Source organism: Actinokineospora sp. NBRC 105648, from assembly GCF_030269645.1.
Classification (GTDB): Bacteria; Actinomycetota; Actinomycetes; order Mycobacteriales; family Pseudonocardiaceae; genus Actinokineospora.
Window position 1 is genome coordinate 1 of record NZ_BSTR01000070.1, and the last position, 17,483, is coordinate 17,483.

Genomic DNA, 17,483 nt, shown 5'->3' on the forward strand with positions numbered 1-17,483 from the left:
GAGCGATCACCGAATGATGCCGACCCAACACCTTCCCAATGAACCGAAACGACCGCCGCGCCGCCAACTCCCGCGAGATCGTCTCCCGATCCTCACAACCCAACACCACATGACCCGCCACAGACATGATCTCCGATCACTCGCTCACCGAGATCATCCCACACCCGGCGCATCGACCCCTTGAGGTCAAGGGCCCCTAGAGCACCGCGGTGGAGAGAAAAGGGCAGGGTAAGGGCATCCCCACCCACGGCAAGTTTAGCGGCACTCTCCCCCCACACGAAGCGAGTCCACTAGATCGAGCATCCGTAGCGGGCATTGCTTTCCAGCGGGGTCGGCCTATCCGCTGCGGTACCAGCGGGGTGAGGGCGACTTTTCAGCTGCGGTATCGGCGGGGTGAGGGGTGACCTTTGCGCTGCGCGGGACGGGATTCTCTTGGTTGCCAGCGAGGTCGGGATCCTGTCGCGTGCCGGTGGGGTCGGCCTATCCGCTGCGGTGTGCTGGGGGACGGGATTCTCCTGCGTGCGTGCGTGCGTGCGTGCGGGATCGGGATCCTGATGTGTTCCAGTGGGGGGCGGAAACCTCGATCGGGTGAACACGTCCGTGTGGTTGGTGGTCGCGTGGATCCGTCGACCTGCGGTGTGCGCCCGATGCCGTTATAGATGGCCTTCGTCCGTCCGGGTGTGATCGGTCTGGCTGTGCCGGGCGGTTTCCCCGGTGGTGTGGCGACGAACGGCGAGTGGATGAGGTCGAGCGGTGCGCGGGTCCCGGTTCCGGCGGATGGGGTCCGCTCGGTGCGTCAGGTGTGTGTCGTGGGTGCGGGGCCACGTGGTGTGTGCGTGGTGGAGCGGTTGTGCGCCAATGCTTCCGAGCTCATCGGGGTCGACCAGCAGCTAGTGGTGCACGTCGTGGATCCGGCTGCCGGTGGCGGTGGTGCGGTCTGGTCCACCGGGCAGCCCGCCGAGCTGCTGATGAACACCGTGACATCGCAGGTGACCTTGTTCGGGGATGACAGCGTGGAGTGCGCCGGGCCCATCCGGCCGGGCCCGACCCTGTACGAATGGGTGCGGTCACTGTCCCGAATGGACTCGGCCTACCCCGACCACATCCTCCGCGAAGCGGGCCGGCTCGGGCCCAACGATTACTCGACGCGCGCGTGCTATGGCCACTACCTCGACTGGGTGTTGCGCGAGCTGGTGGAGCGGGCTGACGAGCGGGTCAGGGTCGTGGTGCACCGGAAGACTGCCGCGTCGGTCGATGATGCGGCGGACGGGACGCAGGTGGTGACCCTCGACGACGGCACCATCTTGTCCACTATGGACTCAGTGGTGCTTGCCCAGGGCCACGTCCCCATGCCACCAGAGGATGCGGAGCAAGCGTTGGCAACACATGCGGCTCAGCACGATCTGGTCTACCTGCCGCCCGCCAACCCTGCCGATGTGGATCTGTCCGGTGTGCGGGCGGGTACCGCTGTCGCGCTGCGTGGTGTCGGGCTCAACTTCTTCGACTACCTGGCCCTGCTCACCGAGGGGCGCGGTGGGCAGTTCACCGAGCAGGGCGGGCAGTTGGTCTACCTGCCCTCCGGTCGGGAACCGCTGGTCTACGCCGGATCCCGGCGGGGCATCCCCTATCACGGGCGGGGTGAGAATCAGAAGGGCGTGGCCGAACGGCACGTGCCGAGGTTTCTCACCGGGGAGGTGATCGAGAAACTTCGAATCGATGTGCCCGGGTCGTTCAGGAGGGATGTGTGGCCGTTGGTTTCCCTTGAGGTGCGCTCGGTCTACTACGCCACCCTGCTCGGTCCGGGGTTCCTGGCGGAGTACCTCCCGGCCGTCGCGCGTGGTGTGGAGGCCGAGCGGGCGTTGCTCGACCGGTACGACCTGCCCCTGGCGCTGCGGTGGGACTGGGACTGGATCGCCCGGCCGTACCGCGATCGGACCTTCGCCGACCACACCGAGTTCCGCGCCTGGCTGCTGGACTACCTGCGCGCCGATCTGCGCGAGGCGCGGCGGGGCAATCGGGACAGCCCGGTGAAGGCGGCTCTCGATGTCCTGCGCGACCTGCGCAACGAGGTCCGGCTGGTGGTCGACCACGGCGGACTGACCGGCCGCTCCTACCGCGATGACCTTCAGGGTTGGTACACGCCGTTCAACGCGTTCCTCTCGATCGGCCCACCCGCCCGGCGGATCGCCGAGCTGACCGCGCTGATCGAGGCCGACGTGGTCCGCCCGGTCGGCCCCGGCCTGGTGATCACCCCGACCTCGACCGGCTTCGATGTGTCCTCGGCGCTGGTCCCGGGTCCCCCGGTCCCGGTGGCGGCGCTGGTGGAGGCCCGGCTGCCGGAGGTGGACGTGCGGCGCACCACCGACCCCCTGATCCGCCACCTGCTCGCCCACGGCCACGGCACGCCCTACGTCATCGACGACCACCAGACCGGCGGTCTGACCGTGACCGAACGCCCGTACCACCTGGTCGACGCGACCGGCCACGCCCACCCACGACGCTTCGCCTTCGGCATCCCCACCGAGGCCGTCCACTGGGCCACCGCCGCCGGGGCCCGGCCCGGGGTCAACTCGGTGATCCTCGCCGACGCGGACGCGATCGCGCGGGCGAGCATCCTCGCGGCCAACCCCGAACCGACCCAGCCCGAACCCACCCGGCCGGAACTCACCCAGCCCAAACCCACCCGAGCCGAACCCACCCGGCTCAACTCCGCCCAGGCCGAACTCACCCAGCCCGGAGCGACTCGGCCAGCGGCCACCCGACCCGCGCTCGCCCAGAGTGATCCGGCCCGGCCCGGCAGCATTGACCCGGTTCCCGAGACTCGACAGGCGGCAGGCGCGGTCCCACGGCCGGCGCGGAGCAGGGCACGACACCCCCGCTAGCGGTGCGCGGCCCACAGCGGTGACTGGGCGACCAGGTCCAGCGACAGCGCCGGACCCAGCCCCACCGGACCCTCCAGGCGCGGGTCGGCCGACAGGATGTCGGTGTAGAGCCGGTGCAGGCGCGGCGAGGGCGGCGAGCCGGACTCCTCCGCCAGGCCCCGGCCCAATCGGTGGAAGGCGGTCAAGGCGTCGGCCTGCCTGCCGGAGCGGTAGAGGGCGGTCATCAGGTGCGCGGCCAGCCCCTCGTGACCGGGGTGGCGGTGGGTCAGGCCGCTGAGCTCGCCGATCAGGTCGTGGTGGCCGCCCAGGTGCAGCTCGGCGTCGATCCGCAGGCACACCGTGGCCAGCCGGTCCCGTTCGACCGCCGCGATGGCCCCGCGCAGGAGCGGGCCGGGGGTGACGTCGACCAGCAGGGCCGCCCGCCACAGGTCCAGGGCCGCGCGCAGGCGCCGGGCGAGCACGGCGGGATCAGCGGTGGTGCGGGCATCGGCGACCCGGGCGCGGAAGACCGCCAGGTCCAGCTCACCGGGGCGCACCTCCACCCGGTAGCCCTGGTCACGGGTGATCAACCTCGGGCCGGGCAGGGTGCGGCGCAGCTGCCGGACGTAGGTGTGCACGGCGGCGACCGCGCTCGGCGGCGGCGCGAACTCCCACAGCTCATCGACGAACTGCACCGTCGTGACGACCCGGTTGGCGTTGAACAGCAGCAGGGCGAGCATCTGCCGCTGCTTGGGCGCCGTCGGTGTGCGGTCGACGCCGCGCTCGGTGACCGAGAGCGGGCCGAGCAGCCCGAACTCCACGAGACCCCCTGCGGGAACTGGCACATCGCTGGGAGACCAGTTTTTCGGGTGTGGCCGCGCGGCGCCATGGGCCTTTCGTGTGAAGGCGGGTTCCCGCAGTTCTGATACGAACCCGGGCCGCAGCCCGATGGTCGCTCATAGGATGGAAAACCGCTGGGCCACGGGGGTGGACGAGGGGGAGTCGCTGATGCAGACCGGTGTCCTGGGCCCACTGCTGCTCTCCGCCAACGGGAAGAGCTTCGTCCCCCGCGCGCCCAAGCCGCGCCAGCTGCTCGCTTTCCTGTTGCTCAACGCCAACCGGATGGTGCGGTCGGACGAGTGCGCCACCGAGCTGTGGGGTTCAGCGCCACCCGCGCGCGCGATGTCGACGGTGCAGTCCCACATCCTGCACATCCGCCAAGCCCTGCGCGGCGCGCCCGGTGTGTCGCTGGCGACCAAGAACCAGGGCTACCAGCTCTCCGTCGGCGCGCTCGACTGGTTCACCTTCGGCGATCTGGTGCGCGCGGGCCGTTCGGCCGCGGCGTGCGCCGACGACGGCCGCGCCGCGGAGCTGTTCGCGGCGGCGCTGCGGCTCTGGCGTGGTCCTGCGCTGGCCGACGTGCGGGTGGGGCCGCGGTGCTCGGCGCGCGTGGTGGAGCTGGAGGAGACCAGGCTGGTGGTGCTCGAGCAGCGCGTCGAGGCCGACCTGCGGTTGGGCCGCCACCACCGGCTGGTCGACGAGCTGCGGGAGCTGAGCGCGGCGCACCCGACGCACGAGAACCTGCACGCCCAGCTCATGATCGCGCTCTACCGCGGTGGTCGCGCCCCGGCGGCGCTGGCGGTGTACGAGCGCCTGCGCGCCCTGTTGGCGGACACCTTGGGTATCGAGCCGACGCCTCGACTGCGGTGCCTGCGCGCGGCGGTGGTGAGCGGGCACCCGGTGCTCGACCTACCGTCCGCGCGGGCTTACGTCGCCGCGGGCTCGTTGCCGGACCGGGGTTCCCGACCGGGCAGGACCACCCGCACGCCGTAGCCGTCGAGGTCGACCGTGCTGTGCCGGGGCGGGGCGCCGTCGTCCTCGTCGTCGCGCAGCATCAGCGCGGACTGCCGGTACTCCAGCTCGTGGCGCTTCTCGCCGGAGAAGACCGCGCCCAGCTCCTCGAATCCCGCGGCGGACACCGGCGTGCCGGTGTTCCCCCGGCGCCACGGGAGCAGGCTCCGCTCGCTCATCCACAGCCCGAAGCGCTCCAGCGCGGCGAGCGCCACCAGGAGCACGACCAGCCCGGGGAGGCTCATCGCCCACAACCAGCCCATGCCGGGCCAACGGCGCGCGGGCCGGGAAGGTTCCCGCGCGAGACCGGGGGGCCGCCCGCGCGGCAGGCCCCCCGGTCGCCCGGCCTACTTGACCAGCTTGCCCATCGCGTGGATCTCCATCACGTCACCGGTGTCGAAGAAGCTCCACGGCACGGTGATGAAGCCGCGGGCGCCCCAGGAGGTGCCCCAGCTGTTCTCGATCTTGACCCCGCGCGCCTCGTAGCCGATCACGGTGATCTCGTGGCCGCCGACGATCGGGTCGGAAGCGCGCGAGCCGGGCAGGTACGAGTAGTTCGCGGCCTTGGTGGAGCTGACGTTCATGAAGCTCTTGTGGATCTGCACGCCGATCGGCACCGGCATGCCCTGCGAGATGGCCTTCTTGATGGCGGTCTTGGCCGCGCTGCCGCTGGTGGGCAGCTCGTTGAAGCCGGACAGCTTGTACTTGGCCGCGTTCGCCCGCTCGGCCGCGTTGGGCTGGGTGGTGTAGTCGAAGTCGCCGTGGCTGTAGTGCGCCTTGGTGTCGATGCCCTGGCGCTGCTCCATCGGCAGCGCCACCGAGGCGGAGGTGCCCCGGTCGTTGCCCTTGGAGATCTGGGCGTAGATGAACATCGGGGCCATCGGGGCGCCCGCGATGCCCTGCTCCTTCATCAGGATGCCGTAGCCGGTGTAGCCGGTGGCCCAGGTGACGCAGGAGCCGACCTGGCCCTGGTTGCCCGGCGGCAGGGCGTACTGGGACAGGTCGAAGCTCTCCGGCACCGCGGCCGCGGCGGCGGCGGCGAACACCGGCTGGGCGGTCTCGGCGGGCGCGGCCAGGCCGCGGTTCTGCCGGATGCTGGTGATGTCCAGGCCCATGCCGTAGGCGGGGACCTGGGCCGCGGCCGGCGCGGGGGCGGCGTCGGCCGAGGAGGTGACCACGGCGACCGTGACGCCGACGAGGGCGACCGCGGCGCTGTAGGCCACCGTCTTGTTGATGCGCATTGGTTCCTCAAGGGAGGTGGGGGACGGGAGAATCGGGCCGCGCTCGAGGAGAAAGGGGCGAGCGGCGGCGCCGGGGCATATTCGATCTCATCGCCAGGAGACCGGGCACCCTACGAAAGTAGGGATATCACGACAAGATATCGGACATTTGCGCTACCCCGGACAAAGATTCGGGAAAAATAGTCGAGGTCAGAGCGTAATACCGGAACACCTATTCTGGGAATATGGGAACGACCTGGGTTCAACCATCCGCCCCGGACCATCCACAGTAGACACCACAACGGTTGCCCCTGCCCGGCAAAGGAAGCGGCGAACCATTCAGGGCGACCCGATCGACGGCACGGAAAGCGAGTGCGGTAAAGAGCGCCGACAAACTCGCGTAAGCAGATGAATACCTACACTTCCCACCCAACGCAAAGGAGCGCGTCGCGGACCCGGCTCGTTGACCGTGGCGCGTTCGGGGACCGAGACACCGGGACCGGCGGCTGGGCGCGGCGCGCGCCTGTCAATTCATGGCCCCGTCGGCTCGCCCGGCGCGGCGTGGCTGGATACGCTGTACGGTGCGGGAGGTGGCGTGGACGGCGGGAACAGCACGGAGAGCACGGCGGCGGAGACCCTCGTGCAGGCGCACACGATCCGCGGCGGGGTGCACGTGCACCGGGCCCGCGCGGAGTTCACGGCTCCCCACGGGTTGCCCGCGGTGAGCAGGCACTTCGTCGGCCGGGACGTGGAGCTGGCGCGGCTCACCGAGCTCGCGGCGACCAGCTCGCTGTGCGTCATCGACGGCGCCGCCGGGGTCGGCAAGACCGCGCTGGCGGTGCGGTGGGGGAACCAGGCCGCGGACCTCTTCCCCGACGGCCTGCTCTACGTCAACCTGCGCGGGTACACCCCCGGCGGCGAGCCCATGGACGTCGCGCACGCCGCCGGGCTGCTGCTGACCGCGCTGCAGGTGTCCGCCGGTGAGGTGCCCGACGACCTCGACGCGCGCACGGCCCTGCTGCGCGACCTGCTGCACCACCGCCGTGTGCTCTTGGTGCTGGACAACGCGAAGGACAGCGACCAGATCCTCCCGCTGCTTCCGGGCGCGGGCTCGTGCCTGGTGCTGGTCACCTCGCGCAAGCGCTTGTCCGCACTGCACGCGCTGCACGGCGCCGAGCGGCTGCGGCTGGGGCCGTTGCCGCGCGCGCACTCCCGGCACCTGTTCGAGCGCTACCTCGGGATGGAGCGGGTCGCACGCGAGTGGGCCGTGGTGGACCTGGTGGCGCGTCGGTGCGGCGACCTGCCGCTGGCGCTGTCCATCGCGGCGGCGTGGGTGTCGCTGCGCCCCTCGGCGCGGTTGCCCGAGCTGGCCGCGGACCTGGCCGACGAGCGCACCCGGCTCGGGTCGCTCACCCTCGACAGCCCGGCCACCGACGTGCGGGCCGTGCTGTCCTGGTCCTACGAGTTGCTGCCCGCGCCGACCGCGCGGGTGCTGCGACTGCTCAGCCTGCACCCCGGCGACTCTGTGCGCGGTGACACCGCGGCCGCGATCACCGGCCTGCCCACCCGGGCGGCGCGGGCGGCACTGGACGAGCTGTGCGCGCACAACCTGCTCACCGAGACCGCGGACGACCGCTTCCAGTTGCACGACCTGCTGCGCGCGTACGCCCGGGAGCGCTGCGCGGAGACCGAGACCGAGGCCGAACGCGCGGCGGCGGCCAACCGGCTGCTCGACCACTACCTGCACGCCGCCGTCGCCGCCGACCGGCAGCTGAACTCCCACCGCAGGCCGATCGCGCTGACCGAGCCGCCGCCCGCCGGGACGCTGCCGCGCACCGACACCTACGCCGCGGCTGTGGACTGGTTCACCGCCGAGGTCGACAACGCCCTGGCCGTCGCCCGCACCGCACCGCTCCCGCACGCCTGGCAACTGCCGTGGGCGATGGTCAACTTCCTGTACCTGCGCGGCCGGTGGCGGGACTCGATCACCGCGCACGAGGCCGCGCTCGGCGCGCTGGAGCAGGCGGACGACGAGAGCCCGCACACCGCGCAGCCCCAGGGTGCCACCGGCGATGCCCTGCCCCGCACGCTCCAGTCCCTCGCCCGCGCCCACAGCGAGCTCGGCCAGTACGAGCAGGCGTGCGCCCGCTACTCGGCGGCCCTGCTCGCCTACCAACGCCTGGGCGACGGCAACGGCAGCGCCAGCGCGCTCAACGGCCGCGGCGGCAGCCACCTCCGACTCGGTAGGCACACCGAGGCACTCACCGACGCGGCCGAGGCCCTCTCGTCCTACCAGGCCAGGGACGACGTGATCGGGCGGGCCAGCACCCTCAACCTCATCGGCCGGATCCGCGCCGCACAGGGGAACCCGCGCGCCGCCCTGCGGCTGCACAGCCGGGCCCTGCGCCTGTTCCGCGCCGCGGGCGACGACTACGGCCAGGCCAACACCCTGGACGCGGGCGGTCGGGTGCTCACTGCCCTGCGCCGCCCCCGGGCCGCCGCGTGCGCGTACGGGCGGGCCCTGCTGATCAACGAGACCCTGGGCAACCACTACTACCTGGCGCTGTGCCACACCCACCTGGCCGAGACGCTGAAGTCGTTGTCCCACAACGATGCCGCCCGATCCCACACCGCCGAGGCAGTGCGGATCCTGGCCACCCTCGACCACCCGCACGCCCACGAGCTGTTGACCGGACTCCACCCAGACTGACCACTGTGGACAATGGGCCACGGCTGTCCGGAGCTGGTCCGCGCGACTGACTCGGCTGATCGCGGACCGCGGGAGCTGATCGGGTGCGATCCGAATGCCCGGTGGCGGCGGCACTTCGGCCGATTGCCGCGAGCCCGGACATGCCCGATGATCGAGATCCGGCTGTCCCCGCTGGAAGGAAGCCCCATGGTCTCCCTGCGCACAACCCTGTTGTCCGTGGCCGTGGCCACCATCCCGCTCTTGGTCCCCACCAAGGCATCGGCCACCATCCCCCAACTGGTCTGCCGCGTGTTCCCACCGAACACCGCGCCGTACTCCGGCCCCTACTGCGCCTCGGGCACACCGTCCGCTTCGTACCAACTGAGCTACCAGTTGCAGAACACCACCGGGGCCACCGGATTCGTGTGGACCCGCCCGGCGAAGGCCCACACCGTCGAGTCGGGCTGCGGCACCACGAACGACTACTGCCGACTCCGGGCCTACTCCTCCGGAGCGGACAAGAGTTTCCCGGTCTCCGTGACCGTCACGACCGCCGCGGGCACCACGACCTACACAGCCGAGGCCGACATCCCCGCTGTCTGCGGTCAAGTCCTCTGTTGACAGACCCCGATCGCGCCCGGCTCGATCGCGCCCGGCCCCTGACCGCTGTAGCGTGAAAAACACGACTACCGGGGAGGGGCTCGAAGATGCGCGTTGGGGTGCGGATCCCGTGTGAGCGGCCGAGCGGCAGGCTGGTCGAGCTGGCGCGGATGGCCGACCGGGTCGGGGTCGACGAGCTGTGGGTGGTGGAGGACTGCTTCTACGCGGGTGCCATCGCCACCGCGGCGACGGCGTTGGCGGTGACGGAGCGGGTCACCGTGGGCATCGGGGTATTGCCCGCCGTGGCCCGCAACGCCGCGATCGTGGCGATGGAGCTGGCCGCGTTGGCCGAGATGCACCCGGGGCGGCTCATCGCCGGGTTCGGGCACGGGGTGGCGTCCTGGATGCGGCAGATCGGCGCGTTCCCGCCCTCGCAGTTGGCGGCACTGGAGGAGACGCTGCTGGCCGTGCGGGCGCTGTTGGCCGGGGAGCGGGTGTCCACCTCGGGCAGGCAGGTCCGGTTGGACGACGTGGTACTCGAGTTCCCGCCGTCGGTGGTGCCGAAGGTGGTGGCCGGGGTGCGCGGGCCGAAGTCGCTCGCGCTGTCCGGGCGGTCGGCGGACGGGACGATCCTGGCCGAACCAGCGGCACCTGAGTACGTGGTGGCGGCCCGGGAGAAGATCGCGGCGGCGGCGCACGAGGTGATCACCTACAACTGGCTGGCCCTCGACGACGACCCCGCACGAGCCCGAGAACGCGCCCGCGCGAGCGTGGCGTCGTCGGTGTCGCCGGGTGGGGTGGAGCACCTGCGGCCGTTGCCGTTCGGCGCGGAAGTGGTGGAACTCGTCGAGTCGGGGGCCGACGTGGCCGAGGGGTTGCGGCCGGAGTGGGTCGAGCACCTGAGCGTGTCGGGGACGCTGGAGCAGTGCGTGGCCAAGGTCGAGGCCCTGGGGGCGGCGGGGGCGGACTCGGTGGTGCTGCTGCCGTTGCTGGATGAGCCGGAGGAGACGACGATCGCGGCGGCGGGGCTGATCGCGGAACGGGTGCGGGGCAATCGCTAGATCCGTTGCTCGGGCTGGGGTTTGGCGTGTCGCTCGGGGTGTGGCGTGTCCATTGAGGTGCCCGAGTAAGAGCGGGGCTCGATTGGTTGGACTGCCTTCGCGTGGGGCCCCTAGGCGACCGCGTGGGGAAAAAGCGTGGGGAGAAGGGCATCCCCACCACAGGTCAAGTTTAGCGGTCGCCTCCCCCCACACGAAGGCAGTCCAACCAATCGAGCATGTCCGTAGCGGGTGTTGCGTACCAGCGGGCTTGGCATTTCGGGATCAAGAGATGGGGCTGGGGGCGGTGCCGGTGAAGTGGGCGGTGCGGTGCGAGCGTGGCGCCGGTGCGGTGCGGGTGGCGGTGCGGTGGCGTCCGGTGAAGTGGGCGGTGCAGCGGTGCGGGCGGTGCCGGTGAAGTGGGCGGAGCGCGGGTGGTGCCAGTGCGGGGCGGGTGGCGGGGCGGGTGGCGCCGGAAGTGGGCGGTGCGGCGGCGTGGGCGGTGCCGGTGAAGTAGTCGGCCGGGTGGCGCGGGTGGCGCGGGTGGCGCGGGTGGCGCGGGTGGCGCGGGTGGCGCGGGTGGCGCGCAAGCATGCACTGCGCGTCGGGCTGCCTTGCGGTGAGGTGGTCCCGGGTGGCGCGGTCGGGGTCGGAAGGACCGTCTCGTGCGCGCTACTCCGCCATGCGGTGCAGGATGATGGCGCCGCCGTGTAGTGGGTGGTTGGTGCGGTGGTGGTCGGTATCGATGTAGTCGTCGAGGACTTTGTGGATGCGGCGGTCCAGTTCGGCCAGGTCGGTGTCCGACAGGTGTAGGGCGAACCTCGAGCACAGCAGCAGCGAGTCCGGGCCCGCGGCGGCCAGGTCCTCCTGGAAGGCCTCTACCGGGGCGAAGGCGGTGTCCTCCTCCCGCAGCGGACCCTCGAGCCACCAGGAGCGGCCGGTGGAGCGGTAGGGCTTCTCCATCGCTCCGCTCGGGCCGGTGCGCACCTCCGCCTGCTCCAGCAGACCAGCCGAGACCAGCAGGCGGACGTGGTAGAGCACGGTGCCGGGATCGCGTTCGACGCGGTCGGCCAGCTGTTTGTTGGTCAGCTCCGCCTGTCCGCACAGCCGCAGGATGCGCAGCCGCAGTGGGTGGGCCAGGGCCTTGACCTCCTGGGTGGTGGCGGGGCGCCTGCGCGACGTCATGGGGTGGAGTTTAGTCCACTGGTGGGGGGAGTTCTAATCGGTGGAAAAAAGTCCATTGGTGTGGGAGTGTCCAGGTATGGAGTCCAGTCTGGGGCGCGATTTCTGGCGCCTGTGGATCGCGTCCAGCCTGTCCAACCTGGCCGACGGGGTCCTCAAGGTCGCACTGCCCCTGGTGGCGATCGGCTACACCCGCTCCCCCGCCCTCATCGCGGGCCTGACCTTCGCCTTCACCCTGCCCTGGCTCGTCTTCGCCCTCCCCGCGGGCGTCCTGGCCGACCGCTTCGACCGCCGCCGCGCGATGCTGCTGGCCAACATCACCCGGGCCGCGCTGCTCACCGGCCTCACCCTGCTGGTGGCTTTCGACGCGGGCTCGATCTGGGTGCTCTACGTCGTGGTCTTCCTGGTCGGGATCACCGAGACGGTGCACGACACCGCCGCCCAGTCGATCGTGCCGCAGCTGGTCGACCGCGACCACCTCTCGGTGGCGAACAGCCGGTTGTACGGGGCTGAACTCACCGCGAACCAGTTCGTCGGGCCGCCGGTGGCCGGCCTGCTCGCCGCGGCGGGTGCGACTGTCGCGTTCGGCGCTCCCGCGGGCCTGTGGATCATCGCGGTCGCCGCGATGTGGTTGGTGCGCGGCAACTACCGGCCCGCGCGCGAGCAGCGGACCACCCTGCGCGCCGACGTCGTCGAGGGCCTGCGCTTCCTCTGGCGGCTGCGGCTGCTGCGCACGTTCGCCATCTCCGTCGGCATCTTCAACTTCGCCTCGAACGCCGCGATGTCGGTGCTCGTGCTGTTCGCGGTCGGCCCGCAGTCGTCGCTGGGACTGTCCGAGCAGGAGTTCGGCCTGCTGCTCACCACGATGGCCCTGGGCAGCCTGGCCGGGTCGTTCGCGGCGAGCTGGGTGCAGCGCGTCCTCGGCCGCGCCAAGGCGCTGGCCGCCTGCTACCTGCTCGGCGCGGTGCTGATCGGCATGCCCGCGCTCACCACCAACGTCTGGGTGATCGGCGCGGGCTCGTTCGCGGGCGGGATCGGCATCGTGGTGTCCAACGTGATCATGGTGTCGCTGCGCCAGCGGATCACCCCGGACCGGCTGCTGGGCCGGGTCAACAGCGGCTACCGGCTGGTCGCCTGGGGCACGATGCCGCTGGGCGCGGCGGCGGGCGGCGTGCTGGCCCAGTTCGTCGGCCTGCGCGCGGTGTTCGGGATCATGGGCGTGCTCGCGCTGACCCTGCTGGCCGTGGTCGCGCGGGTGAGCGACGCGGCGATGGACGAGGCGGAGAGGGTGGGCGCCAACGCATGACCGATCCCAGGACCGATCACCGGCTCTGCCCCATCTGCTTCGACGAGATCCGCTGGGACGAGAGCGAACCGCTCGAGTACGACGAAGGACTGGGCAGGTTCCTGCCCGCCACGAGTTCCACGCCCGCGCGGGGCGAGCAGTACCTCCAGTGCCCCAACCCATCCGCTGACAGACCGGTGCACTTCCTCCCGATCGCCTACGGCGAGTTCGACCGACCGCTGCTCATCGGCCTGGTCGGCCGGCCTCAGGCGGGCAAGACGACCCTGTTGGCCGCCATGGCGAGCCAACTGCTCAGCGGCGGGCTGCGCAGGCTGGGTTTCCTGGTCGAACCGTTCAGCCTCCACCAGTTCCGCCAGTACACCCGCGACAAGATCGACCCGTACCAGAGCGGCCTGCGGCTCCCCGGGGAGCCCGTGGACAAGGATCTGCCCGATGTCGGCTTCGTGCTGCGGAACTCGGAGACCAAGCGCCTGGTCCTGTTCTACGACCCCCAGGGAGAAAGCCTGGGCTCGGGGAGCTCGACAGGGTTCAGCGCGAACGCGTTCTTGGCGTCCGCCGACGGCCTGCTGTTCGTCGAACCCGCCGACCTCCTCGCACCGGCGACCGCCGCCCAAGCGGGTGGCGTGCACCACTGGAGCACCTCACCGTTCACCGAGGCCCTCGATCGCAGTAGCGGCCGGAAACTGGCGGCGGCCTTCGTCCTGGGGAACGCGGACCTGCTGCGCAGGCACGCCGAGGTGGCGCAGTGGCTGGCGGTTCCGCAGGAAAGCGGGGCGATCTCGGCCGACCGCTTCGCCACCGAGGGGCGGGCGGTCCACCGCGTCCTGCGCCGGCTCCACGCGGACAGGTCCCTGTTCGACCTCTACCACCAGTTCGACCGCTGCACCTACCACTTCGTCTCGGCGACCGGTTCGCCCCCCGAGTCCGGCCGCTTCGAGCAGGTCGCGCCCGCCAGGGTGCTGCAACCCCTGGTGGCCCTGCTCTGCATGCTCGGCGTCATCGAAGGCCCTGAGGCGCAACGGGTCGGGCGCAAGCCGCCGGACATCAGCACCATCCGGGTGGACGGCGACCGGCCGCACTCCGGGGTGCTCAGCGACGCGGCCAACAGCGTCGACGGCCTGGGCATCGGCCCGGACGTGGAGACCATGGCGACGCTGCTCGCCGCCAAGAGCACCGCGCTGCCGCTGTCGGTGGCGCTGCTGGGCGACTGGGGCATGGGCAAGTCCAGCTTCATGGCCCAGGTCGCCGACCGGGTCGACCGGCTGGCCGAGGCGTCCACAGAGGACTCCCGGGGCAGCGCCTTCGTCGCCCGGGTCAAGCAGGTGCGGTTCAACGCCTGGCACTACAGCGACGACCACCTGTGGACCGGCCTGATCGAGCACCTGCTGCGCGAGATCTCCAGCGGTCCGGACAAGCCGCCCACCGGCGACCGGGCGGCGCTGCGGACCCGGCTGCGCGACGCGCAGAAGTCCGCCAAGCAGCTCAAGGACGACCTCAAGCGCGTCGACGACATCGAGGTCGGCGGCTGGCTCGGCTCGCTGAACCAGCCGTTCCGGGCGCGGCGGCTGCTGCGGGCGGCCGGGGTCGACATCTGGCGGGAAGCCCGTCGCGGCCGGTCGATCTGGCTCGGCCTGGCACTGCTGGTCGTCGGCGCGGTGGCCGTCGTCCTAGGCGTCGTCTACGGCCAGGCGCTACTGGGGATCGTCGGCGGTGTGGTCGTCGCGGCCACGGGCCTGGCCGCGCCGGTCACCGCCGCGGCCAAGCGGGCGCACGGGCTCGCCGACGACCTGCACGGCAAGCTGGTCAAGCAGGCCGCCGCCCGGGACAAGGCCGTCGCCGACCTGGAGCGGGCGCTGGGCGAGGTCGATCCCCTGCAGCGCTTGACGAACCTGATGGCCGAGGTCGGCAAGGCGGGCCGCTACGAGGCCTTCCGCGGGCTCACCGGCCGCATCCACCACGACCTCGACGCCCTCGACCGCCAGCTCCAGGCCGCCCGGCGCGACTGGGAAACCGAGGACACCAGCGACTCGCCGCCGTTGCAGCGGGTGATCCTCTACGTCGACGACCTCGACCGCTGCCGACCCGACCGGGTGGTCGAGGTGCTCCAAGCGGTGAACCTGCTGCTGTCGATGTCGCTGTTCGCCGTGGTGGTCGCGGTGGACCCGCCGTGGCTGCTGCGCGCCCTGGAAGACCACTACGGCAACAAGTTGCTCACCGCCGGGCCGATCGCCGACTCCGGTCAGCGGCGCGCCCTGGACTACCTCGACAAGATCTTCCACATCGCCTACGCCCTGCGACCGCCGAACAAGGACCAGGCCGAGACCTACCTGCGCGGACTGCTGCCGCTACCGCCCGCCGCCGAGCTGCCGGTACCCGAGGACCAGCCCGAGGAGGCCGGGCTGCCCCCGACGCCGACCTCAGCACCGCGAGCGGCCGCGTCCCGACAGGCCGCACCACGCCGGGAAACGCCGGCCGCCGCACGCTCCCAGCACGACCTGTCCGAGTTGACCCTGAGCCTGACCGAGGCCGAGTACGACTTCCTCCCCGGACTGCGCGTGCTCCTGCCGACGCCGCGCGCGATGAAGAAGCTCGCCAACCTCTACCGCCTGCTGCGCATCAGCGTCCACGACCGGCTCGACGACTTCGTGGGCACCGGCGACACCGGCCCGTACCAGGCGGCCGCACTGCTGCTGGCCATCGTGGTCGGGATGCCGACCGAGGCCCGCGCCATCCTGATCACCCTGCGGAGCGAGCCCGCGTCCTCCGACATCTACGACGTCATCGGCACCACGGGCGCCCTCGCCGACTGGTTCGACGCCACCCCGCGGGCGCCCCGAACGGTCGCGCTCTACCAGGAGTGGGCCCCACAGGTCGCGCGGTACGGATTCGAGACCTACCACCTGTTCGACGCCGACTGACCGTCCGCGCCGGGCGCCGACTCGGTCAACACCGATGGGTCGTCGAACGCACCCCGGCCGCCACCACCGCACCGACCCCGCTGAGAACACCACGCCCACGACTACCCGCGCCGCAGCCGCACCTGCTGCGAGAAACCACCACAGGAGAACAGGTCTCAGCAGGGCTCCGCGCCCGGCTTCGCCGAGGTGGGCAGGTTCAGGACCTCCTCGGCCGGCCAGACCAGCTTCTCCGTGGTGACCCGGTGGTCGGCTCCCAGCCGGACCATCGGGATCGGCTTGTCGCGCGCCTCGCCGTTGTAGAAGCCGAGCCAGCCGCTCGCCCCGGCGACCATGTTCGTGCAGGTGAACCCCAGGATCATCCCGGCCTGGGTCTCCGGGTGCTCGACCGCGGTCGAGCTGCGCCTGCCCGCGGTGACCGCCACCGCGACGGCGTCGTGGGTGAGCATCGCCTGGCCGCTGCCCAGGTCGGCCTCCGGGAAGTTGGTCGTGGGCTGGGCCCCCGCGACGGGGGCGCACTTGTTCACCTTGCCGGTGAACGCGGCGAGGAAGGTGCCGTAGTTCCGCCGCGCCCCCGAGGTCTCGGACACCTCCGCCGCGGGCGGCGTGCCCACCGCGCAGCGGTCCGGGTCCCACTGGTCGGGGGTGGCCAGCGCGGTGTAGGTCAGCGAGACCGCGCCCACCTCGATCGCCTTGGCGACCACGTCGTCGCCGATGACCGACGCGGCGTCGTCGCCCGAGACGATGTTGAGCTTGCCCGTGCCGCACGGCGCGCCCTCGAACCAGCTGCGGATGAAGGCGGCCAGGTCCACGCCCCGGCCCGCGAAGTACACCGCCGCCGGCCGGGCCTGGCACAGGTTGGAGTGCATGGTGCTGAACTGGTCGGTCAGCGGGTCGGACCGCTGCACCGCGGAGTCGCCGTCGGGCGAGCGGAACTGCAGGCTGTTCGTCCGCTTCCCGGGCTGCTTCAACCAGTTGGCCGCCGCCGTGCGCAGCGAGGTGGTGTAGTCGTCGCCCACCGCGGTGTCCTCGACGAGCAGGATCTGCTCCTTCGGCGTGTCCTGGAGGTACTTCGCCGCGCTCTGCACGGTGTTGGAGTTGGTGGGGGAGACGCGGAAGAAGTTCTGGATCGGCAACGTGGTCAGCGGGTCGATCCCCATCGAGTCACCGGTGACCGTGGCCCCGATGACCGGCAGGTGCGGCTCGTTGGTCCGCCCGGAGAGCGCCGCCGCCGCGCTCTGCGTCTGCTCGGTGCTCTGGCCCAGCCCGACCACCGAGGTCACCCGCGCGGAGGTGGCGTTCGCCTTGATCTGGCGCACCGCCTCCTCCCAGTCGCGGTACCCGGCCCCCATGTTCGCCAGGTAGAGCTTGATCTTGTGCGACTCCCCGCCGAACGCGGAGGTGGCGTTCGCCCGCCAGATCGCCGTGATCGCGCCCTCGACCTGCGGGTAGAGCTCGCGGGTGGTGTAGGTGTCCACGCCCGCGACCGGCGTCATGTTCAGCAGCAGCACGATGCCCAGGTAGTCGCCCGCGGCGCCGGCGTTGTTGGTCCGGACCTGCTCGCGCAGCGCGCGGAACTCCGGCGCCTCGTCGGACACGAAGGGCGAGGAGTCCAGGTTGAGGCCGACACACGCCTCTTGCGCGCTCGCGACGACCATCCCGGACCCGCAGGACAGGGCGGGTGGGAAGAGGCGGTTGTAGGTGTACTTGCCGCCGACGACGAGCGTGGCGACCAGCACGACCCCGAGCACCGCCGAGACGATGGGGTGCACCCGGATCCAACGCAGGCGAGGCGACTGCACGACGGTGGTCATGGGTGCTC

The 17,483-nt window shown here is 71.4% G+C and carries 13 protein-coding genes; 7 read left to right on the forward strand and 6 right to left on the reverse strand.

Annotated features, from left to right (window positions below; genetic code table 11):
- Window positions 1–127, reverse strand: a 127-nt coding sequence (locus QSK30_RS37060; protein WP_352231672.1) for a helix-turn-helix domain-containing protein, incomplete at its 3' end; no start/stop codon positions are given.
- Window positions 128–740: 613 nt separating this feature from the next.
- Between QSK30_RS37060 and QSK30_RS34265 the strand changes: the two genes are divergently transcribed.
- Window positions 741–2,882 (forward strand): FAD/NAD(P)-binding protein, encoded by a 2,142-nt coding sequence (locus tag QSK30_RS34265; protein ID WP_285509451.1) that lies wholly within the window; start codon window positions 741–743, stop codon window positions 2,880–2,882.
- On the opposite strand, the gene QSK30_RS34270 is transcribed toward QSK30_RS34265, so the two are convergent.
- Complete coding sequence (locus tag QSK30_RS34270) at window positions 2,879–3,682, reverse strand: AfsR/SARP family transcriptional regulator (RefSeq protein WP_285509453.1); 804 nt, start codon at window positions 3,680–3,682, stop codon at window positions 2,879–2,881. The two genes, QSK30_RS34265 and QSK30_RS34270, sit on opposite strands and share 4 nt — an antisense overlap.
- 187 nt (window positions 3,683–3,869) lie before the next feature.
- Between QSK30_RS34270 and QSK30_RS34275 the strand changes: the two genes are divergently transcribed.
- On the forward strand, window positions 3,870–4,694 hold the full coding sequence (locus tag QSK30_RS34275) for an AfsR/SARP family transcriptional regulator (RefSeq protein ID WP_285509455.1): 825 nt from the start codon (window positions 3,870–3,872) through the stop codon (window positions 4,692–4,694).
- Here QSK30_RS34275 and QSK30_RS34280 read toward each other — a convergent pair.
- Window positions 4,628–4,957 carry a DUF6191 domain-containing protein gene (locus QSK30_RS34280; RefSeq protein ID WP_285509457.1) on the reverse strand — a complete coding sequence of 110 codons (330 nt, stop codon included), beginning with the start codon at window positions 4,955–4,957 and terminating at the stop codon, window positions 4,628–4,630. The genes QSK30_RS34275 and QSK30_RS34280 overlap by 67 nt on opposite strands.
- Before the next feature lie 102 nt (window positions 4,958–5,059).
- Window positions 5,060–5,953, reverse strand: coding sequence for a C1 family peptidase (locus tag QSK30_RS34285; protein WP_285509459.1), 894 nt, complete (start codon window positions 5,951–5,953; stop codon window positions 5,060–5,062).
- A 574-nt stretch (window positions 5,954–6,527) separates the two neighbouring features.
- Between QSK30_RS34285 and QSK30_RS34290 the strand changes: the two genes are divergently transcribed.
- The 3 genes from QSK30_RS34290 (at window position 6,528) to QSK30_RS34300 (ending at window position 10,282) form a co-directional block, all read left to right on the forward strand.
- Complete coding sequence (locus tag QSK30_RS34290) at window positions 6,528–8,642, forward strand: ATP-binding protein (protein ID WP_285509460.1); 2,115 nt, start codon at window positions 6,528–6,530, stop codon at window positions 8,640–8,642.
- Between the two features lie 186 nt (window positions 8,643–8,828).
- The gene (locus QSK30_RS34295) at window positions 8,829–9,242 is read left to right on the forward strand and encodes a hypothetical protein (RefSeq protein WP_285509461.1); all 414 of its coding nucleotides are present in this window, start codon (window positions 8,829–8,831) and stop codon (window positions 9,240–9,242) included.
- An 86-nt stretch (window positions 9,243–9,328) separates the two neighbouring features.
- The gene (locus QSK30_RS34300) at window positions 9,329–10,282 is read left to right on the forward strand and encodes an LLM class flavin-dependent oxidoreductase (protein WP_285509463.1); all 954 of its coding nucleotides are present in this window, start codon (window positions 9,329–9,331) and stop codon (window positions 10,280–10,282) included.
- 648 nt (window positions 10,283–10,930) lie between these two features.
- On the opposite strand, the gene QSK30_RS34305 is transcribed toward QSK30_RS34300, so the two are convergent.
- Window positions 10,931–11,443, reverse strand: coding sequence for an ArsR/SmtB family transcription factor (locus QSK30_RS34305; protein WP_285509465.1), 513 nt, complete (start codon window positions 11,441–11,443; stop codon window positions 10,931–10,933).
- A gap of 76 nt (window positions 11,444–11,519) precedes the next feature.
- Between QSK30_RS34305 and QSK30_RS34310 the strand changes: the two genes are divergently transcribed.
- Together QSK30_RS34310 and QSK30_RS34315 are read left to right on the forward strand one after the other, a co-directional pair.
- Window positions 11,520–12,746, forward strand: coding sequence for an MFS transporter (locus QSK30_RS34310; RefSeq protein WP_285509466.1), 1,227 nt, complete (start codon window positions 11,520–11,522; stop codon window positions 12,744–12,746).
- A complete protein-coding gene (locus QSK30_RS34315) occupies window positions 12,743–15,664 on the forward strand; it encodes a P-loop NTPase fold protein (protein ID WP_285509467.1) in 2,922 nt (973 codons plus the stop codon). The genes QSK30_RS34310 and QSK30_RS34315 overlap by 4 nt, the downstream gene beginning before the upstream one ends.
- A 155-nt stretch (window positions 15,665–15,819) precedes the next feature.
- Here QSK30_RS34315 and QSK30_RS34320 read toward each other — a convergent pair whose 3' ends face one another.
- Window positions 15,820–17,475: an ABC transporter substrate-binding protein gene (locus QSK30_RS34320; protein WP_285509468.1), complete on the reverse strand. Its 1,656-nt coding sequence runs from the start codon at window positions 17,473–17,475 to the stop codon at window positions 15,820–15,822.
- Window positions 17,476–17,483: the final 8 nt, after the last annotated feature.